The sequence below is a fragment of the Nocardia beijingensis NBRC 16342 genome, from assembly GCF_001612785.1.
Lineage (GTDB): Bacteria > Actinomycetota > Actinomycetes > Mycobacteriales > Mycobacteriaceae > Nocardia > Nocardia beijingensis.
The window spans coordinates 67962-87958 of the sequence record NZ_BDBC01000051.1; the positions used below are offsets into that span (position 1 = coordinate 67962).

Below are 19997 nucleotides of genomic sequence, written 5' to 3' on the forward strand. Positions count from 1 at the left end.
CGTGGCTGTCGACCGGCGATCCACTGCCTCAACCGCACGGTTGAAGCGGCAATTCCGGCACTCCGGTTTCCCCTGCTCGAACTCATTTCACTGCCTCCGACTTCGAAAAGTCCGGTTGGCCCGGAACTCTCGGGAGACATACCTGAGGCTTGCCTGATGTGGCGTAAATCATACGGTTGACGGCGGGGCGGGTTTGTCGAGACCCCGCTCGATCAATAGCGGACGTGTCGTATGGTGCTCAGCATCACATTCGATTGCGGAGGTAACGATGACCACCCGCACACAAGATCAGCGAGGCATCCCACTGTGAGTGCCGCACCGACCGCCGCCCCCGAAGCGGGCACCGGCGTATTCAGCAGAACAAGGGCCCGAATCTCGGATCGCACATTGCGCACCGACCGATGGTGGATCCCCCCACTCGTCACGGTGCTCGGGCTCGCCGCGTTCGTCATCTACGCGACGATCAGATCGTATGTGCGCACGGCGTATTGGGTTCCGGACTATCACTATCTGACCCCGTTCTACTCGCCGTGCCTGAGCACTTCCTGCGTCGAGGGCTCCAGCCATTTCGGCACCCCCTTCGGCGATCTGCCCGCGATCCTGCCGCTGGGCTTCGTGGTGCTGCCCTTCCTGCTCGGCTTCCGCCTGACCTGCTACTACTACCGCAAGGCCTACTACAGGTCGGTGTGGTTCTCCCCGCCAGCCTGCGCCGTGGCCGAGCCGCACGCCAAGTACACCGGCGAGACCAAGCTGCCGCTGATCATCCAGAACGCGCACCGCTACTTCTTCTATGTGGCCGTGGTGGTTTCGCTGATCAACACCTATGACGCCATCGTCGCCTTCCACGGCAAGACCGGCGGCTTCGGTTTCGGTCTCGGCAATATCGTGTTGCTGGTCAACGTGATCCTGCTGTGGGCCTACACGCTGTCGTGCCACTCGTGCAGGCACATCGCGGGCGGACGGCTCAAGCACTTCTCCGAGCACCCGGTGCGCTACTGGTTCTGGACTCAGGTCTCCAAGCTGAACACCCGGCACATGGCGCTGGCCTGGACCACCCTCGGCACCCTCGTGCTGACCGACTTCTACGTCATGTTGGTTGCCAGCCAAACGATTTCGGATCTGCGGTTCATCGACTGACCGCCTCATCGAGGAGTTTTTCTGCATGGCAGAAGTGGAACGGCACAACTACGACGTCGTCGTGATCGGAGCGGGCGGCGCCGGATTGCGGGCGGTCATCGAAGCCAGGGAGCACGGCCTGTCCGTCGCGGTGGTGTGCAAATCGCTGTTCGGCAAGGCGCACACCGTGATGGCCGAAGGCGGTTGCGCGGCGTCGATGGGCAACGCGAACGAGAAGGACAATTGGCAGGTCCATTTCCGGGACACGATGCGCGGCGGCAAGTTCCTGAACAACTGGCGCATGGCCGAATTGCATGCCCAGGAAGCGCCCGACCGGGTGTGGGAACTGGAGACCTACGGCGCGCTGTTCGACCGGACGCCGGACGGCCGCATCAGCCAGCGCAATTTCGGCGGCCACACCTACCCGCGGCTCGCGCATGTCGGCGACCGCACCGGCCTGGAGATCATCCGCACCATGCAGCAGAAGATCGTCTCGCTGCAGCAGGAGGATTTCGCCGAGACCGGTGACTACGAGAAGCGCATCAAGGTCTTCGCCGAATGCACCATCACCGAATTGCTCAAGGACGGTGACCGCATCTCCGGCGCGTTCGGTTACTGGCGGGAATCGGGCCGCTTCATCCTCTTCGAGGCCCCGGCTGTGGTCCTGGCGACCGGCGGCATCGGCAAGTCCTACAAGGTGACCTCGAACTCCTGGGAGTACACCGGCGACGGGCACGCGCTCGCGCTGCGCGCCGGCGCGACGCTGATCAACATGGAGTTCCTCCAGTTCCACCCCACCGGCATGGTCTGGCCGCCCAGTGTGAAGGGCATCCTCGTCACCGAGGGCGTGCGCGGCGACGGCGGGGTGCTGAAGAACACCGAGGGCAAGCGGTTCATGTTCGACTACATTCCGCCGGTCTTCAAAGGGCAGTACGCCGAGACCGAGGAAGAAGCCGACCAGTGGCTGCGCGACAACGACTCCGCACGCCGCACGCCGGATCTGCTGCCGCGCGACGAGGTCGCCCGCGCCATCAACGAGGAGGTCAAGGCCGGGCGCGGCACCGAGCACGGCGGCGTCTACCTCGACATCGCCTCCCGGATGCCCGCCGAGGAGATCGTGCGGCGGCTGCCTTCGATGCACCATCAGTTCAAAGAGCTCGCCGATGTGGACATCACGAAGGAGCCGATGGAGGTCGGCCCGACCTGTCACTACGTGATGGGTGGGATCGAGGTCGATCCGGACACCGGCGCGGCCACGGTGCCCGGCCTGTTCGCCGCGGGTGAGTGCTCCGGCGGCATGCACGGGTCCAATCGCCTGGGCGGGAACTCGCTGTCGGACCTGCTGGTGTTCGGCCGCCGCGCCGGGCTCGGGGCCGCCGCCTATGTGGAACAGCTCGGCGAGCGGCCATCGGTCGCGGAAGACGACGTCACGAAGGCCGCGCAGGCCGCCGTCGCGCCGTTCGATCCGCCCGCCGACGGCAAAGGCGAGAACCCCTACACCTTGCACACCGATCTGCAGCAGACGATGAACGACTTGGTCGGCATCATCCGCAAAGAACACGAGGTACGGGAGGCGATCGACAGACTCGCCGAGCTGCGTGCCCGGTTCCGCCAGGTCACCGTGGAGGGCCACCGCCAGTTCAATCCCGGCTGGCATCTCGCGCTCGACTTGCAGAACATGCTGCTGGTCAGCGAATGCGTGGCGCACGCGGCGCTGCTGCGGACCGAGAGCCGCGGCGGGCACACCCGGGACGACTATCCATCGATGGACCCGGACTGGCGGAACAAACTGCTGGTGTGCGCGGTGGATCCGGGTACGGCCGGCGACCCGATTCCCGGTGTCACCGTGACGCGCAAGGATCAGATTCCGATGCGATCGGACCTGCTCGCCCTCTTCGATCTCGGCGAGCTCGAGAAGTACTACACCCCGGATGAACTCGCCGGGCACCCGGCCGCGGCCGGGCATTCGACGGAGCGAGAGGCGTAACGATGGGTTACGACGCCAAATTCCGCGTATGGCGCGGCGATCTCGACGGCGGAGAACTGCAGGATTTCACCGTGCTGGTGAACGAGGGCGAGGTGGTGCTCGACATCATCCACCGCCTACAGGCCACCCAGGCGCCCGATCTGGCCGTGCGCTGGAACTGCAAGGCGGGCAAGTGCGGTTCGTGTTCGGCCGAGGTGAACGGGCGACCGCGTCTGCTGTGCATGACCCGGATGTCCACCTTCACCCAGGACGAAGTGATCACGGTGACGCCGATGCGCACCTTCCCCGTGATCAAGGACCTGGTGACCGACGTGTCGTTCAATTACGAGAAGGCACGCGAGATTCCGTCTTTCACGCCACCCGCCGATCTCAAACCGGGCGAGTACCGGATGAAGCAGGTCGACGTGGAACGTTCACAGGAGTTCCGTAAGTGCATCGAGTGCTTCCTGTGCCAGAACACCTGTCATGTGGTTCGTGACCACGAGGAGAACAAGAAAGCGTTCGCCGGACCCCGCTATCTGATGCGGATCAGCGAATTGGAGATGCACCCGCTCGATGTCGGCGACCGCACCGAACTCGCGCAGGACGAGCACGGGCTCGGCCTGTGCAACATCACCAAATGCTGCACCGAGGTCTGCCCGGAGCACATCAAGATCACCGACAACGCGTTGATCCCGATGAAGGAACGGGTGGCCGATCGCAAGTACGACCCGCTGGTCTGGCTGGGCAACAAGCTGTTTCGCCGATAGCACGCCGGACAACCGGCCGGGGAAGTCCCCGGCCGGTCGGCGCACCCTTACAACATGGCCACGACGCCGAGGGCCACGACCCACACCAGCAGGCCGACGAGCAGCGCCGACCACAGCGAGCTGGTGAGGACGAAGACTCCGACCGCCGACACCGCGAACAACAGCGCGACGATCAGCCATTCCACCCAATCGCCCGGCCGCAATTTCCGGTACCGGGGATGGGAACTCTTGAGCCCACGGTCCACAGACTGTGGGCTACCCGTATTCGGCCTCGGCAAACGTCTTTCCGTTGCCGAATATGTGTCATTCCGTGATCTTCGAAGGCGCCGCGCCTCAGCGTGGCCGGTCGAACTCACCGTCCTGCACGCCCGCGGTGAAGGCGGCCCACTCTCCCGGCGTGAAGATCAATACCGGCCCTTCGGGGTCGGCCCCGTTGCGCATCCCCACGTGTCCGTCGGCGAGCAGCGCCACTTCGACGCTGTCGTTTCCCGAACCGTCCCCGGCTTTCCGCCACGTGGCGCCGGTCAGGTCGATGTTCGCGTTGCCTTGAATGCTCACGAAACGAACTCCTTCGCTATCTGCCGTGGGGAGACGTGTGTACGGACCGAGAACCCAGCACCACCACTGGACGCACGCACGCGCGCCCGATAGTACCGCCGCCGACCGGCGTCGGCGGGCGACTACCGAGGAAAAGGCCGGCACCCGCCACGCGATTCGACGGAACCGTTTTCAGCGAGGAATCCTGCCCTCAGCGGCGGCGCGGCGCGGGCTCCGCCCAAGCACGGATGGCAGCGACCACCACCCGGCCCGACGGGCGAAACCTGTTCCGCGGCGGCACGATCCAGGAGCGAATCGCGCCGACCGCCGCCGTCGGGGACGGCAACGCGATCGTCGACCCGGTGCGGGACACCGAGACGTTGAGCCGGAACAATTCCGCGAACAGGCGCGTATCGTTCTCCGGCAGGTCCGGCGCGATCAGGAAGGTCCAGCGATTCGAGCGCGGATGCGCCAGGATCGGGCCGAGCCGCACGCTCTTGCTCTGCATGTGCGCCTTCACCGCCTGTCCCAGGCTGCTCGGCATGGTCAACGCCCACACCGATCCGGCGCGCATCACGATCCGGCCCAGTTCGGGCGGATCCACCACGGCGGGCAGATCGCATTCCCGCCGGTAGAACTGGCATCTGGACCGCGGCGTATCCCCAAGTGGCCTCTGCTCCACTGACAACCCCCTGCAGTTGTGTGGTTCGACGATGAGGTGCGCGCCATCCCGAGCCCCTTCGGCTACCGCTCGCGTACCGATGTGCATGCGGCGATAGCCGAGTGTGGCGCGACTACCTCTAGTTTTGCTTTTCCCCGGCCTGAACCGACGGATAAAGAATGGGCAAAACTGCGGAAAAGTGAACGCGCCGTGCGGTCAGTGCCAGGTGTGGTCGGTCAGCGGGGTGCGCGGGCCGAACTTCGGCTTGTGGAAATGGCCGCTGATCTCGAGCAGGCGGATCGCCCGATAGCGGTGCGGACGCAGCGGTTCCAGATATTCGATCATCGCGTCGTCATCGATGGGACGGCCGAGCAGCGTCCAGCCGACCGCGGCGGCCAGGTGGTAATCGCCGACCGACAGCGCATCGGCGTCGCCGAAAGCACGCTGCGCGATCTCCGCGGCGGTCCACACCCCGATGCCGGGGACGCTGCGCAGCATCCGCGCCGCCTCGACCGGGTCGACCCGGGCAGCGCGCTCCAGCGATTCGGCGATACGAGCAGCGCGCACGATGGTCTGGGCGCGCTGCGGTCCGACATTGGCGCGGTGGTAGACCCAGGAGGGGATGCGCCGCCAAGCGTCCGCGTCCGGCGGCAACCGCATGCCCTCCGGCGCGGGACCCGGCGCCGGTTCGCCGTACTGCCGCACCAATTTCCGCCACGACGCCCGTGCCGACACGGTGTGCACCTTCTGTTCCAGCACCGACGGCACCAGCGCTTCGAAAACCAGGGCCGTGCGCAGCATGCGCAGCCCAGGGAAGCGGCGGTGGGCATCGACGAGCTTCGGATGATCCGGGAGGAATGCCGAGACGTCTTCGTCCAGGCAAAGCATGTGCTCGAGACCCGAGAGGAATTCCGCCGCGCCCGGACCCCACGCGCGGGCGTGCACGGCGAACGGACCGGCCTGGGCCAGGCGGTAGGTGACCGGACCGGTCGGCAGCCGGGAAGCATGCCAGTGCGCGCCGTCGGCCGTCACCCGGTGGCACGGATCGCCCGCGCCGCGACCGAGGGGGGCGAGGGTGCACGCCAGATCGATCGGCCGATCCGTGGTCACGGTCCGGCTGGCTTCCGGCTCGACCGTCACGCTGCGCACCGGAATCATTCTGCCCGGTGCGGCGCGCGGCGCCGCGTCGGCCTCCACCGAGCGGCTCGGATTATCATCTGAGCCACACCATAAGGCTTTTCATACCCATCGCACATAATTATGGATTCGTAATACGATGTAACGACATGAGATTCACGGCGATATTGTTTTCGTTCGGCAAATATCTGGCTGTAGCAATGATGGAGGTTCTCTGATGATCACCAATCTGCTCAACTGGCTGCTCAACGCCTGGGGTGGGGTTTCCGCGGGCAGCTCGGGCTACCAGATTCCGCCGGGCACCCTGCCGTTCGGCAGCTGAACCACGCGGGCGCCCGCCCGGCTCGTCGGCGGGCGCTCGAAAGGTCATTCCTCCAGCAGGAATTGCGCGATATGCCGCGCCTGTCGCCCGGAGAGGGCAGCGGTTTGCGTGCGACAGGAGAAGCCGTCGGCGAGGAAGACCGCGTCCGCACCCGCGGCGCGCAGGGCGGGCAGTATGCCGTTCTCGGCCACCGCGACCGAAATGTCGTAATGGCCCGATTGCATTCCGAAATTACCCGCCATACCGCAGCAACCGGTGATTTCCGTCACCGTCACGCCCATGCTGGCTAATAAACGGCGATCGGCATCGAATCCGAGAATCGCGTGCTGGTGACAATGCGGCTGGACCACCACTCGCCGACCGGTTCGCCGCGGCGGGCGCCAGGCCGGCTGTTCGGCGAGGAACTCGGCCAAGGTGCGCACGGCGGCGGCGGTCCTGGCGGCTCTCGGATCGTCCGGCAACAGTTCGGTCAGGTCAGCGCGCAGGACCGCGGTGCAGGACGGTTCCAGTCCCACGACCACGCCGCCCGCGTCGACGTGCTCCTGCAAGGCGGACAGCGTGGCCCGCAACCGCGCGCGGGCGCCGTCGAGCTGGCCGGTGCTGATCCAGGTGAGTCCGCAGCAGACGCGCCGCTCGGGGATTCGGACGCGGTAGCCCGATGCGGCCAGCAGCCGGGCCGCGGCCAAGGCGATCTCGGGGTCGAACGCGTCGGTGAAGGTATCGATCCACAGCATCACCTCGCCGGAAATACCGCTTTCGACCCGCTGTTCGGGCGCGTAGGCGGACTCGACCAGCCGGGCGCCTTCGTCCAGATCGCGCCAGATGCGGCGGAAGGTGCGCGGGGCGAGGCGCGGCACATCGCGGCGCGGGTCGATGCCCGCGGCCCGCAGCCCCGCTCGGCGCAGCGCGGTCCGGCCCGCGAGCGCGTTGACGACCCGCGGCACCCGACTGGCGGCGGACAGCCATCGAGGCAGCCAGCCCAGCGCGTAGTGATCGATGGGCCGGAGCCGGTGGCGGTAGCGGCGATACAGCGTCTCCGACTTGTAGGTGGCCATGTCCACACCGGCGGGGCAGTCCGACCGGCACGCCCGGCAGGACAGGCACAGATCGAGAGACTCGGCGACGGCGTCCGACGACCACGGCAGCGCGCCACGCACCACCTCTTGCAGCACCCTCGCCCGTCCGCGGGTGCTGTCCTTCTCGTCCCTGGTGGCCTGATAGGACGGGCACATGAAACCGCCGTCGGCGCGACATTTGCCGACGCCGACGCAACGATGGACCGCGACACCGAGATCGCCGCCGTCCTCCGCGAGCAGGTGACCGTTCGACGCGCCGACGCCACCGAGTCCGGCCAGCCGCAGGTCGGCGTCGATCGGCCGCGGTGCGACGAGCACGCCGGGGTTCAGGACGTCGTCGGGGTCGAACAGCGCTTTGTAACCGGCGAAGACGTCGAGGACCGCGGGGGAGTACATCGCCGCGAGCAACTCGGAGCGAGCCCGGCCGTCGCCGTGCTCGCCGGACAGCGAACCGCCGTGCCGGACGACCAGCTCCGCGGCATCGAAGAGGAAGGCGCGGAAGCGGTGCGGCGCGTCGGCGATCGGAAGATCGAGGCGGACGTGGATGCAGCCGTCACCGATATGCCCGTACAGCAGCCCGTCGACGCCGTGCTCGCGGGTCAGGTCGGCGAAATCGCGCAGGTAGGCGCCGAGCCGGGCGGGTGGGACGGCGGCGTCTTCCCACCCGGGCCACGCAGGCTGCCCGTCCGGTGTGCGGCCGGCCAGCCCCGCCCCGTCGGCGCGGATACGCCACAGCGCCGCGGCGCTGCCGGGATCGGTCACGATCCTGCTGTCCATCGCGCCCGCCGTCCGGCACAGCCGCTGCGCGACGGCCAGCGCGTCGGCCTGCGTCGCGCCCGCGGTCTCCACGAACAGCCAACCGCCGCCGCGCGGCAGGTCGGGCACCGTCCCCCGATGCGCCCTGACCACGTCGACCAGCCGCGCGTCGATGCCCTCCACCGCGATCGGCGCGCAGGCCAGCACGGCGGCGACGTCGTCGGCCGCGGTGGCGATGTCCGGGTAGCCGAGCACCGTGAGCACGGTGGCCGCGGGCAGCTCGACCAGCTCGACCGTCGCGTCCAGCAGCAGGCCGCAGGTGCCCTCGCTGCCGACGAACGCCTTCGCCGCCGACGCGCCGCGCTCGGGCAGCAGATGTTCCAAGCCGTAACCGGATGCCTGGCGGTCGAAGCGGCCGAGATCGGTGCGCAGCACCGCGAGATTCGCCCGGCTGAATTCCGCGAGACCAGGCACCGCGGACAGGTCGGCGGCCAACGTGCGCTCGGTGCGGGTGCCGTCCAGGATGCGCAGCTCGCGCACCGTATCGGAGGTGCGGCCCCACGCGACGGCCCGCGGTCCGCACGCGTTGTTGCCGATCATGCCGCCGAGCGTGCAGCGATTCTGCGTCGAAGGGTCCGGTCCGAAGCGCAGGCCGTGCGGACGGGCGGCACGCTGCAACTCCGACAGCACCACGCCCGGCTGCACGGTCGCCACGCGCTCGTCGGGATCGATCGCCACCACCCGGTTCATATGCCTGCTGAAGTCGAGCACCAGCCCGGGGCCGATCGCGTTGCCCGCCACCGACGTTCCCGCGCCGCGCGCGGTCACCGGCAGCCCCTCGTCTCGGGCGAATTCCAAGGTGACCGCGACGTCGTCGTCGGTACGGGGAAAGACGACCGCCGCCGGGACGACCCGGTAGTTCGACGCGTCGGAGGAGTACTCCGCCCGCCGCCGCTCGGAGGTATCGACCGCACCATCGATCCTGCGACGCAGGGCCGCCATCGGGTTCACTGTGTCTATTTTTCCAGCGCCTGCGGCGCTGGGTGTTCGCGGCCCTCTTGTGGCTCGCGTTTACGCGACCGCCGCTTGCTCCTTCGTCGCGTACGCGGCGGCCGCGTAAACGCGAGCCGGGCCGCGAACGGCAGATGCTCGGTCTCGCTTCGCTCGAAACCGGTGGTCGGGGTGCGCTGGGCGCGTCGGTTGCCAAGCCCGCTGTCCGAGTGCGTGGTTCACGGTGGCCGATGTCAGATCGCTCGGCAGGCGTGGCCCACCGCCAAAATAGTGGTCCCGCAGCCCGCCGATCCTGACGATGAGGCATTCGCCCCACAGCGTCACGCACGAGGCGCCGCCCAGGTGCGCCATTCACAGTGACCAATGACAGGGTGATCGGCAAGCGTGGTCTATCGCGGACGGGGTGGTCCTGGGGACCGCCGACCCTGACGGTGAAATATTCGCCCACAGCGTCACGCACTGGGCGCGTCGGTTGCCAAGCCTGTTGCCCGAGTGCGCGATTCACGGTGACCAATGACAGCGGTCGGCAAGCGTGGCCGATCGCGGAAATGGTGGTCCTGGGGACCGCCGACCGTGGCGGCATGTGTCCGTCTACGGCGTCGATCGTCTACAGGCCGGTGCGAAAGAATTGTGGCGGCGCTGGCTGTCCGGCGTTCGAGGCCCATGTAATCGTGCCCGCTGGCTCGCCGGATCGAGACTTGGCGGGCAGCCTGGGGAAGCGGCGCATCTGCGCGTGCACGCTCGACGGTATGCGTCAGTGAAGACTGCTTCGCCGACACGCCGCGCTGATCGCCCTCCGCCGTTCCGAGGCGGGCATGCCGGCGGCGTTCGTCGGGTGTTCGCCGCGCCGGTTGCGCCAACGTCATTCGCCTCAGGGGCGGGTGGGAGGTTCGGGGCCTCGGCCGGTTTCGCTGTGGGCGGAAACCCTCGGTGGGCGGAATCGACTTGAACTCAACCATTGTTGAGGTCTTAGTGTCGGTGGCCAGGTCTTGGATGGGTGGGGAGCGAAGAGGGAGTACGACGTGAGTATCGAATCCGTGGCGTGGAGCCAGATGTATCGGCGGGCGAACGCGCCGCAGGAACAGCGGCCGTTCCGGCTCGCCACCGCGCGGCGCATCCTTCGGTTCGCCGCGCCGCACCGGCGGCGGATCGGCGCGTTCCTGCTGTTCAGCGTGGTGTCGGCGGTGCTCGCGGTGGCGACGCCGGTGCTTGCGGGCCGGGTCGTCGACCACATAGTCGGCGGGGCGGCGCCACGGGTGGTGGTCGTGCTCGCGGCGGTGATCGGCGTGCTCGCGGTGTTCGACGCGGGGCTCGGGGTGGCGATCCGGTGGATGTCGGCGCGCATCGGTGAGGGGCTCATCCTCGATCTGCGCACCGCCGTGTTCGACCACGTGCAGAAGATGCCCGTCGCCTTCTTCACCCGCACCAGGACCGGCGCGCTGGTCAGCCGCTTGAACAACGACGTGATCGGCGCTCAGCGCGCGTTCAGCGACACCCTGTCCGGCGTGGTGGCCAATCTGGTCACCCTCGCGCTGACCCTCGGGGTGATGATCAGCATCTCGTGGCAGATCACGCTGCTCGCGCTGGTGTTGCTTCCGGTGTTCGTGCTCCCGGCGCGGCGGATGGGCAACCGCTTGGCCGACTTGCAGCGCGAAGCCGCCCGGCTGAACGCGGCGATGAGCACCCAGATGACGGAGCGGTTCTCCGCGCCGGGCGCGACACTGGTCAAGCTCTTCGGGCGTCCGGAACAGGAGTCCGGCGAATTCGCGCTGCGGGCCCGCCGGGTGCGGAACATCGGCGTGCGCACCGCGATGCTGCAAACGGTCTTCGTCACCTCGCTCACCCTGGTGTCCGCGCTGGCGATCGCCTTGGTGTACGGCCTCGGCGGCTGGTACGCCCTGCGTGGGCAATTGGACGCGGGTGCGGTCGTGTCGCTGTCGCTGCTGCTGACCAGGCTCTACACGCCGCTGACCGCGCTGGCCAGCGCCAGGATGGAGATCATGGCGGCGCTGGTGAGCTTCGAGCGCGTCTTCGAAGTGCTCGATCTGAAGCCGCTGATCGAGGACGCCCCTGACGCGAAACCGGTTCCGGAGGGCCCGGTCGCGGTGGAGCTGGACGCGGTGAGTTTCGGCTACCCGTCGGCCGACAAGGTGTCGCTGGCCTCCCTGGAGGACGTGGCCAATCTGGACACCCGCGGTGGGGTGCGGGTGCTGCACGACGTGTCGCTGCGCGCCGAGCCCGGTCAGCTGATCGCGCTGGTCGGCTCGTCGGGCGCGGGCAAATCGACCATCGCGCAGTTGGTCTCCCGCCTCTACGACGTCGACGCGGGCACGGTGCGGTTGAACGGCGTCGACGTGCGCGAGCTGACCACCGCATCGCTCCGCGACACGGTCGGCCTGGTCACCCAGGACGGGCATCTGTTCCACGACACCATTCGCGCGAATCTCCTGCTCGCGCGGCCGGAGGCCACCGAGGACGAACTGTGGGACGCGCTCCAGCGCGCCCGGCTGCGTGACCTGGTCGCGTCGCTGCCGGACGGGTTGGCGACCGTGGTCGGCGAGCGCGGCTACCGGCTCTCCGGGGGTGAGCGCCAGCGCCTGACCATCGCCCGCCTGCTGCTGAAGCAGCCGCGTGTGGTGATCCTGGACGAGGCGACCGCGTCGCTGGACTCGACCTCGGAAGCCGCCGTGCAGGAGGCGCTGTCCGAAGCGCTGGAGGGCAGGACCGCGCTGGTGATCGCGCACCGGCTGTCCACCATCCGCGCCGCCGACCAGATCCTGGTGCTGGAGGAGGGCCGAATCGTGGAGCGGGGCAACCACTCCCAGCTGCTGAACGCCGATGGCCGCTACGCGGAGCTGTACCGCACCCAGTTCGCCGAGGAACCCGTCACGGCCGCGGCGTGAGCCGTCGTCCGGCTAGCTCGCCGTCTGGTCCGCGCTACAAGTGGTGTCGGCGTCCGGCAGGGTTCCCGCGCCGAAGTAGGTGTTGATCGCGTTGTTCACACAACTGCTCAGCTCAGGCCGGAAGGTCATGTGGATGCGGACGCCTTGCAGGCTGACCATGCGCGACTCCGACAGGTACTGGTGCAGCCGGACGCCGTGCGCATAAGGAGTGCGCGGATCACCCGTCGCCTGCACGATCAGCGCGGGCACGGCGTTGCGCACCACGGTCGGCGGCTCCACCGGGCGCGGCCAGAAGGCGCACGGCTGGATATTGCCCGCCAGCGCGCCGAACACCGGCTGCGTGGCCCGGCTCTCCTCGATATTGCGCCAGTACCAGAGGGGATCGATGGGCGCGCTGACATCACCGCAGGCGATCTCCGCCAGGACGGAGTTCTCGTTGTCCCGCAGCGCCGCCACGATGGCGCGCAGCCGCGGCGTCTGCGCGGTCGTCGGCGGCCCGCCCGCGGCGTCGGCGAGTTCGCGCACCGCCGCGGCCAACGGTTCGTTCAGCCGGAAGTTCCACAGCAAGGCGTGCAGGATGAACGGCAACCAATGGTCGTCGATAGCGAATCCATCGATGACGATCGGCTGGCGGTGGACGATCCGGACCAGCTCCTCGATCTTCGCGCGCACCTGCTGCGGCGTCGCCCCGAGCCGGAACTGTTCGTCCCGGGCGGCGGCCCACACCGCCCAATCGTCCAGCGCGATCTCGTCGGCGGGTCCCCAATCCTGGACCAAGCCTGTCCAGTACCGATCCGGGTCGATCGCGCTGTCGAGCACGATGCGATCGCTGCGCTCGGGAAACATCTGGGTGAAGACCGCCCCGAGATACGTGCCGTAGGACAAGCCGTAGAAGTTGATCTTCTCCTCGCCCAGTGCCGCCCGGACGACGTCCATGTCTCGCGCCGTGTTGCGGGTGGTGAACTGCCGCACCAGCTCCGGATCACGAACGACGCAGCTCACGGCCATGCCGGCGGACAGAACGGTGTCGTGCGCGAAACCCAGCGGATCGAGGCCCGCCGACCGGACCATCTCGCCGACCGGCCACCCGCACCGCGGGCTCGAGGTGGATTCGCCGACGCCGCGCGGGTCCAGCCCGATCAGGTCGTAACTCGCCAGCACGTCCGGCGACAGCACGTCGCCGAGCAGATCCACACTGTCCAGGCCCGGCCCGCCCGGACCACCCGGATTCGACACCAGGATGCCCCGCCGCCGCGCCGGATCGCTCGCTTTCACCCGGGATATCGCCAAAGTGATCGTGCGACCGCCCGGCTGCCCGTAGTCGAGCGGCACGACGACGTTGGCGCACTCGCCACCGGCCTTGTCCAGATTCTCGACGCCGCACGGCTTCCACTCCAGCGGCTGGTGATAGAAGCGGTCCAAGCCGTTCTGACGCGAGTCGTCCACCGGATCGGCCCGGCCGTACGCGGGCGCGGCGAGCAGCGCGCACACCGCCACTATCGACATCGAACGCCAGAACAGATTCGCGGACAACGAAGTTCGCCTCTCGACCGGAGCGAGCACGGAGATGATGCGGAAGAACCGTATCGGATCTGTGCCCGCGACGGCGGCAACGGCTTCCCCCGCGCGGCGGGGCCGGGTCACGACCGGTGCCGGGATGTCGGCGGGGCCTTGCGACTTCCCTCGGTCGGCGGGGTCCGGTCGAGGCCGGCCGGAAGGTCACAATGCGCGCCCCTGTCGCATCTGGGCGCGTCACCGCGGGACGCCGCAGACCTCATAGTGGCAGTTGAGCGGCGGCCCAACGGGCGCGTGGCCGGCAGAACCGGCGAAGCCCGGCTCGAACGGATCGAGCCGGGCTTCGCTGCTCGGTCTCATGGTCTGCGAGGTCGGAACGTCGTCCGGCGCGGAAGTCGTTCGAGCACCGCCGAGCCGAGGACCTTCGGTCAGAACTCGCCCATGACGCCGAGCACGGTGCGCCCACGGTGGCTGCCGTCGCGGATGGAGTGCAGCACCCTCTCCACATCGGTGATCGGCGCGTAGTTCTCCAGCGCCGAAAGATGCTGCGGGCGAAGCTCTTTGCCGAGCTGTGCCCAGACCTCACGACGGCGATCGATGGGCAGGTTGACCGAATCGATGCCTTCCAGGGTGACGCCGCGCAGGATGAACGGCATCACCGTGGTGGGCAGCTCCGGTCCGCCGGTGAGCCCGCTCACCGCGACCACGCCGCCGTAACCGATGGCGCTGAGCACGTAGGCCAGCGACGCGCCGCCGACGCTGTCGACCGCCGCGGCCCACCGGGCCTTGGTCAGCGGTCGCGGCTTGGCGTTCGGGTCCTCCGGCAGCCTGCCGATCACCTCGTTCGCGCCGATCTCGCTGAGCAGATCGTTCGCGTCGGTCTTGCCGGTGGAGGCGATGACCTCGAAGCCGAGGCCGGAGAGGATGTCGATGCTCACGCTGCCCACTCCGCCGGTCGCGCCGGTGACCAGCACCGGGCCCGCGTCGGGCAGCAGGCCGCGATCGAGCAGGGCCTGCACGCTCAGGGCAGCGGTGAACCCGGCGGTGCCGAGCGCGGCGGCGTCGCGCAGGCTCAGACCGTCCAGCTTGACCACCCATTCGGCCGGCACCCTGGCGTATTCGGCGAAGCCGCCGTTGTGCGCGACGCCGATGTCGTATCCGTGCGCGATCACCTGGTCACCCGGGGCGAAATCGTCGTCGGCGGACTCGACCACCTCGCCGACGAGATCGATGCCGGGGACGATCGGGTAGTCGCGCACCACACCGCCGCCCTTGGTGATCGCCAGACCGTCCTTGTAGTTCGCGCTCGAGTAGTGCACTTTGATCGTCACGTCACCCGGTCCGAGGAAATCCTCGCCCACCTGCTGCCGGGTCAGGACGATCCCGCTATCCGATTCGTGTGCCACCATCGCCCAGAACTCCATGCGGACGAGCATACGAGCGTCAGGACGGGTCCGGGAGCTACTGCGGCAGGAGTTCCAGCCGCACGCCGAGCAGACGAACCGGGCGGTCGAGGTCGAACCGTTCGACGATGCGCACCGCCGTCTCGGCGATTCGCGCGACGTCGATGGTGGGTTCGGGCAGTTTCTCCTGTTTGCTGCGGGTGTAGAAGGTGTTCGTGCGCACGGTCACCGAGACGCGGGTGCCGATCCGGCCCGCCGCGGCCATCTCCTCGGCGACCTCGGTGGCCAGCCGCGCGACTTGGGCGCGGATCTCGCCGGGATCGGTCAGATCGTGCGGGAAGGTCTCGGATTTGCTTCGGCCGACCGGGATTCGCGGGTCGGTGGTGACGTCCGTATCGCCTTTGCCGTGGCCGAGCACCCAGAGATACGGACCGGTGTTCGGCCCGAATTCGGCGGCCAGGCGATTCCGGTCCGCCGCCATCAACTCGCCGACAGTGCGAATGCCGAGTTCGGCGAGCCGGGCGGCGATGCGGCTGCCGATGCCCCACAGCGCGTCGGTCGGGCGGTGGGCCATGATCTCGGTCCAGTTCGCGGCGGTGAGCCGGAAGACGCCGGCGGCGGCGCCCGCGCCCGCGGCGGGCTCGGCCGAGGACTTGCCCGCCGACTTGGCGAAGCCGGTCGCGAGTTTGGCGGTGAGTTTGTTGTCCCCGATGCCGATCGAGCAGGTCAGATCGAGGCCGGCGATGGCCTCGCGCACCTGCCGCGCGAGTGCTTCCGGATGGTCGGTGTCGGCGGCGAGGAACGCCTCGTCCCAGCCCCATACTTCGACGCGTCCGGGGAACGTCCGCAGCAGGGCCATGACCTCGTCGGAGGCATCCTCGTAAGCGGCCATGTCCAAGGGGAGGAACACGCCGTCGGGACACTTGCGCTGGGCGCTGCGCAGCGGCATTCCGGCCCGCACGCCGAACGCGCGCGCCGGATAGGACGCGCAGGTCACCACCTTGCGCGGCTCGCTGGGATCGCCGTGGCCGCCGACGATGACCGGCAGTCCCCGCAGTTCCGGATGACGGCGGAACTCCACCGCCGCCTGGAACTGATCGAGATCGACGTGCAACAGCCATCTGGCCACATGCCGTTCTTACCGCAGGGGTGCGACACCCGGCCTGGATTCCGCCGCGATCGCCCGCCGACCGGCGGCACCGCGCCTACCGCGTCGTTCTTGGTACGGCCGCCGCGCAGGCCTCGTCCGATTGCGCGGCCGCGAAAACAGAATTAAATTCTGGTCATGAAGATTCGAGATCGGTTGCTGTTGGCAGCCGAGCGCCAGTTCGCCGAGCACGGCGCGCTCGACGCGACGCTGACGCAGATCCGCGCCGCGGCGGGCGCCAGCGTCGGCGCGCTTTATCACCACTTCCCCGACAAGTCCGACCTGTACCGGCAGGTCTGGGCCAACGCACTGGTGGACTATCAGGAGCATTTCTGGGCGGTGGTCGGCGACAGCGCCGACGCGCGCGAAGGCGTCGTCGTCGGCGTGCACGAGCATTTGCGCTGGGTGAGCGAGAACCAGTACCGCGCCACCGTGCTCACCGCGGCGCGGCCGCCAGGGGTGCGCGAGAGCGAGAGCAATCGCCGCTTCATGTCCGACGTGACGCGATGGTGGCGCACGCACGCCGGATACGGGGCGGTGCGGGATCTCCCGATCGATCTGGTCTACGCGCTGTGGCTCGGCCCGGCGCAGGAGTACACGCGGCAGTGGCTCGGCGGGGAGATGCGCCTCGCCCCCGACCGAGTCGCGGGCGAACTCGCCGACGCCGCCTGGCTCGCCCTCGCCGCCGACCGCCCCCGTGCCGCGAAAGAGGTCTCCCGATGACCACCACGACCCTCGACCTGGACAGCGCCAAGAAGGTCCTGGCCGCACAGCCCTTCGCGACCCTGGTGGGCACCGAGATCACCGCGTTCGGCGACGGCGCCGCGACCCTGGTCATCCCGCTGCGCCCGGAGCTGACCCAGCAGTTCGGCTACGTGCACGGCGGCGTGCTGGCCTACGCGGCCGACAACGCCCTCACCTTCGCCGCTGGAACAGTGCTCGGCGCGAACGTGCTCACCGGCGGTGTGACCATCACCTACCTGCGTCCCGCCGCGGGTGAACGGTTGCGCATCGAGGCGTCCGTCACCGGGGCGACGCGTCGCCAAGCGGTGGCCCACTGCGAGATCTACGCGGAAAGCCCTGACCGCGAACCGATCCTGTGCGCGGTGGGCCAAGGCACAACGCGGCTCGCGGAAACCGACCTGACCGGCACGAACGGCTCGTGATGGCATACGAGAGGCCGGGCACGGAGTAGCTCCGTGCCCGGCCCGTTCGTCCCGGATCAGGCGGTCGCCGCGAAGGCGGGCTCCAGCGCGGGCTCGGTGACCGGCTCGATCGCGTAGGCCAGGATGTCGGCCACGTCGGCGACCGGCCGGACGTCCAGCGCGGCCAGCACCTCCGCCGGGACGTCGTCCAGGTCCGGCTCGTTGCGAGCCGGGATGAACACCGTCTTCAATCCGGCCCGCTGAGCGGCGAGCAGCTTCTGCTTGACGCCGCCGATCGGCAGCACCCGGCCGTTCAGCGTGACCTCACCGGTCATGCCGACGTCCGATCGCACCTGACGGCCCAGCGCCAGCGACACCAGGGCGGTGACCATCGTGACGCCCGCGGACGGCCCGTCCTTCGGCACCGCACCCGCCGGGAAGTGGATGTGGATATTGCGATCCAGCACCGACGGCTCGATGCCGATCTCCTCCAGGTGCGAGCGCACGTAGGTCAACGCGATCTGCGCCGACTCCTTCATGACGTCGCCGAGCTGGCCGGTGAGGGTCAGCGAGCGCTCACCCTCGGCGGCGTTCGCCTCGATGTAGAGGACGTCGCCGCCCGCCCCGGTCACGGCGAGGCCGGTGGCCACACCCGGGACGGCCGTGCGTTCCACCGAGTCCGGGGTGAAGCGCGGACGACCCAGGTAGTCCTTCAAGTCGCCGAGACCGATCGTCAGTGCTCCGGCGTCGACCGTCGCCTCGTAACCCAGTTCGGGGTCGTAACCCGATCCGGCTTCGCGCTCCGACAGCCGCGTGGCCGCCTTGCGCAGCGCTTTGGCGATCAGCCGCTCCATCTGCCTGACCCCGGCCTCCCTGGTGTAGTTGGCGGCGATCTCGCGCAGTGCCTCCTCGGTCACCGACACCTCGTCGGCGGTCAGCGCGTTGCGCTCCAGCTGCCGCGGCACCAGGAAGTCGCGCGCGATGGCCACCTTGTCGTCCTCGGTGTAGCCGTCGACGGTGATCAGTTCCATCCGGTCCAGCAGCGGGCCGGGGATGGTCTCCATGACGTTCGCCGTGGCGATGAACAGCACGTCGGACAGGTCCAGGTCCAGATCGAGGTAGTGGTCGCGGAACGTGTGGTTCTGCGCCGGGTCGAGCACCTCGAGCAGGGCGGCCGCCGGGTCGCCGCGGAAGTCGGAGCCGACCTTGTCGATCTCGTCCAGCAGGACGACCGGGTTCATCGAACCGGCTTCCTTCATGGCCCGCACGATCCGGCCGGGCATGGCGCCGACGTAGGTGCGGCGGTGCCCGCGGATCTCGGCCTCGTCGCGCACGCCGCCCAGAGCCACGCGGACGAACTTGCGGCCGAGAGCGCGCGCCACGGACTCGCCCAGCGAGGTTTTGCCGACACCGGGCGGGCCGACCAGCACCAGCACCGCGCCGGACCCGCGTCCGCCGACGACCTCCAGGCCGCGGGCGGCCCGGCGTGCGCGGACGGCGAGGTACTCGACCATGCGGTCCTTGACCTCTTCCAGGCCGTGGTGGTCGGCGTCCAGCACCGCGCGGGCGGCCGAGACATCGGCGCTGTCGGTGGTCTTCACCGTCCACGGCAGTTCGAGCACGGTGTCCAGCCAGGTCCGGATCCAGCCGGATTCCGGGCTCTGATCACTGGCTCGCTCCAGCCTGCCGACCTCGCGCAGCGCGGCCTCGCGCACGGTGTCGGGCAGGTCGGCCTGTTCGACGCGGGTGCGGTAGTCGTCGGCGCCGTCCGGCTCGTCCTCGCCGAGTTCCTTGCGGATGGCGTTGAGCTGCTGGCGCAGCAGGAATTCGCGCTGGCTCTTCTCCATGCCCTCGCGCACGTCTTCGCTGATCTTCTCGCTGATCTCGGCCTCGGCGATGTGCGCCTTGGTCCACTCGATCAGGGTGGTGAGCCGCTCGGCCACGTCGGGGGTCTCGAGCAGTTCGCGCTTCTGATCGGAAGTCAGGTAGGGGGCGTAGCCCGCGGTGTCGGCGATGGCCGACGGATCGGTCAGCTGGTTGACCGCGTCGATGATCTGCCAGGCCTCACGGCGTTGCAGCACCGAGACGACCAGCTTCTTGTATTCCGCGGCCAGTTCCTTGGTGCGGCCGTCGGCGGTGGGCGTCTCGACCGGCTCGGCCTCGACCCACAGCGCGGCGCCGGGACCGGTGACCCCGTGCCCGATCTTGGCGCGCCGTTCGGCCTTGAGGACGGCGGCAGGAGCGCCGCCGCGCATCCGGCCGACCTGTTCGATGGTGGCGACCACACCGTAGGTGGCGTAGCCCTCGGTCAGCCGCGGCGCGAGCAGCACGGCGTCGGTCTTGGCGGCGCGCGCGGCGTCGATCGCGGCCTGCGCGGATTCGTCCAGTTCGATGGGCACGACCATGCCCGGCAGCACGATCGGATCGGTGAGGAACAGCACCGGCAGGTTCTGTGGTGTAGTCACGTTCTTCGACCCTTCCAAAAGTTGAGCGATGCCTACTCAACCCCGGGGCGGGTGGGTTTGTTCCGCC

Annotated in this window: 15 protein-coding genes; 6 read left to right on the top strand and 9 right to left on the bottom strand. The window is 68.7% G+C overall.

Translation table 11 applies throughout. The features are described from left to right. Positions 1-306 precede the first annotated feature (306 nt). From sdhC to NB3_RS25690, 3 genes are read left to right on the top strand one after another with little or no spacing between them, the layout of a single operon-like run. Positions 307-1137: a succinate dehydrogenase subunit SdhC gene (gene sdhC / locus NB3_RS25680; protein ID WP_067808485.1), complete on the top strand. Its 831-nt coding sequence runs from the start codon at positions 307-309 to the stop codon at positions 1135-1137. Between the two features lie 25 nt (positions 1138-1162). Further along, a complete protein-coding gene (locus NB3_RS25685) occupies positions 1163-3103 on the top strand; it encodes a fumarate reductase/succinate dehydrogenase flavoprotein subunit (protein ID WP_067808487.1) in 1941 nt (646 codons plus the stop codon). Between the two features lie 2 nt (positions 3104-3105). Next, a complete protein-coding gene (locus tag NB3_RS25690) occupies positions 3106-3852 on the top strand; it encodes a succinate dehydrogenase/fumarate reductase iron-sulfur subunit (RefSeq protein WP_039803305.1) in 747 nt (248 codons plus the stop codon). 47 nt (positions 3853-3899) lie between these two features. Here the strand turns inward: NB3_RS25690 and NB3_RS25695 are convergent, their stop codons facing one another. The 5 genes from NB3_RS25695 to NB3_RS25715 all read right to left on the bottom strand — a co-directional run bounded on the left by NB3_RS25695 (position 3900) and on the right by NB3_RS25715 (position 9343). Beyond that, positions 3900-4097 carry a hypothetical protein gene (locus NB3_RS25695; RefSeq protein ID WP_067808490.1) on the bottom strand — a complete coding sequence of 66 codons (198 nt, stop codon included), beginning with the start codon at positions 4095-4097 and terminating at the stop codon, positions 3900-3902. Positions 4098-4185: 88 nt separating this feature from the next. Next, positions 4186-4410, bottom strand: a complete 225-nt coding sequence (locus NB3_RS25700; protein WP_084823669.1) for a DUF397 domain-containing protein — start codon at positions 4408-4410, stop codon at positions 4186-4188. 190 nt (positions 4411-4600) lie between these two features. Then, the gene (locus NB3_RS25705) at positions 4601-4996 is read right to left on the bottom strand and encodes a DNA-directed RNA polymerase subunit beta (protein ID WP_244892083.1); all 396 of its coding nucleotides are present in this window, start codon (positions 4994-4996) and stop codon (positions 4601-4603) included. Positions 4997-5266: 270 nt separating this feature from the next. After that, positions 5267-6208 (bottom strand): DNA-3-methyladenine glycosylase family protein, encoded by a 942-nt coding sequence (locus tag NB3_RS25710; protein WP_067808602.1) that lies wholly within the window; start codon positions 6206-6208, stop codon positions 5267-5269. A 345-nt stretch (positions 6209-6553) separates the two neighbouring features. Beyond that, entirely contained in the window at positions 6554-9343 is a 2790-nt protein-coding gene (locus NB3_RS25715) for an FAD-binding and (Fe-S)-binding domain-containing protein (protein WP_067808492.1), read from the bottom strand. Between the two features lie 1031 nt (positions 9344-10374). Here NB3_RS25715 and NB3_RS25720 point away from each other — a divergent pair. Beyond that, complete coding sequence (locus tag NB3_RS25720; protein WP_067808493.1) at positions 10375-12255, top strand: ABC transporter ATP-binding protein; 1881 nt, start codon at positions 10375-10377, stop codon at positions 12253-12255. A 12-nt stretch (positions 12256-12267) separates the two neighbouring features. On the opposite strand, the gene NB3_RS25725 is transcribed toward NB3_RS25720, so the two are convergent. The 3 genes from NB3_RS25725 to NB3_RS25735 form a co-directional block, all read right to left on the bottom strand. Next, complete coding sequence (locus tag NB3_RS25725) at positions 12268-13788, bottom strand: alpha/beta hydrolase (protein ID WP_157112002.1); 1521 nt, start codon at positions 13786-13788, stop codon at positions 12268-12270. A 410-nt stretch (positions 13789-14198) separates the two neighbouring features. Continuing rightward, the gene (locus tag NB3_RS25730; RefSeq protein ID WP_067808606.1) at positions 14199-15194 is read right to left on the bottom strand and encodes an oxidoreductase; all 996 of its coding nucleotides are present in this window, start codon (positions 15192-15194) and stop codon (positions 14199-14201) included. Between the two features lie 37 nt (positions 15195-15231). Next, the gene (locus tag NB3_RS25735; protein ID WP_067808494.1) at positions 15232-16302 is read right to left on the bottom strand and encodes a DNA polymerase IV; all 1071 of its coding nucleotides are present in this window, start codon (positions 16300-16302) and stop codon (positions 15232-15234) included. 156 nt (positions 16303-16458) lie between these two features. Between NB3_RS25735 and NB3_RS25740 the strand changes: the two genes are divergently transcribed. Both NB3_RS25740 and NB3_RS25745 read left to right on the top strand, forming a co-directional pair. Beyond that, a complete protein-coding gene (locus NB3_RS25740) occupies positions 16459-17043 on the top strand; it encodes a TetR/AcrR family transcriptional regulator (protein ID WP_067808496.1) in 585 nt (194 codons plus the stop codon). After that, the gene (locus NB3_RS25745; protein ID WP_067808498.1) at positions 17040-17486 is read left to right on the top strand and encodes a PaaI family thioesterase; all 447 of its coding nucleotides are present in this window, start codon (positions 17040-17042) and stop codon (positions 17484-17486) included. Before NB3_RS25740 ends, NB3_RS25745 begins: the two co-directional genes overlap by 4 nt. 56 nt (positions 17487-17542) lie before the next feature. Here the strand turns inward: NB3_RS25745 and lon are convergent, their stop codons facing one another. Then, positions 17543-19870, bottom strand: a complete 2328-nt coding sequence (gene lon / locus NB3_RS25750; protein WP_067808608.1) for an endopeptidase La — start codon at positions 19868-19870, stop codon at positions 17543-17545. Between the last annotated feature and the right edge of the window lie 127 nt (positions 19871-19997).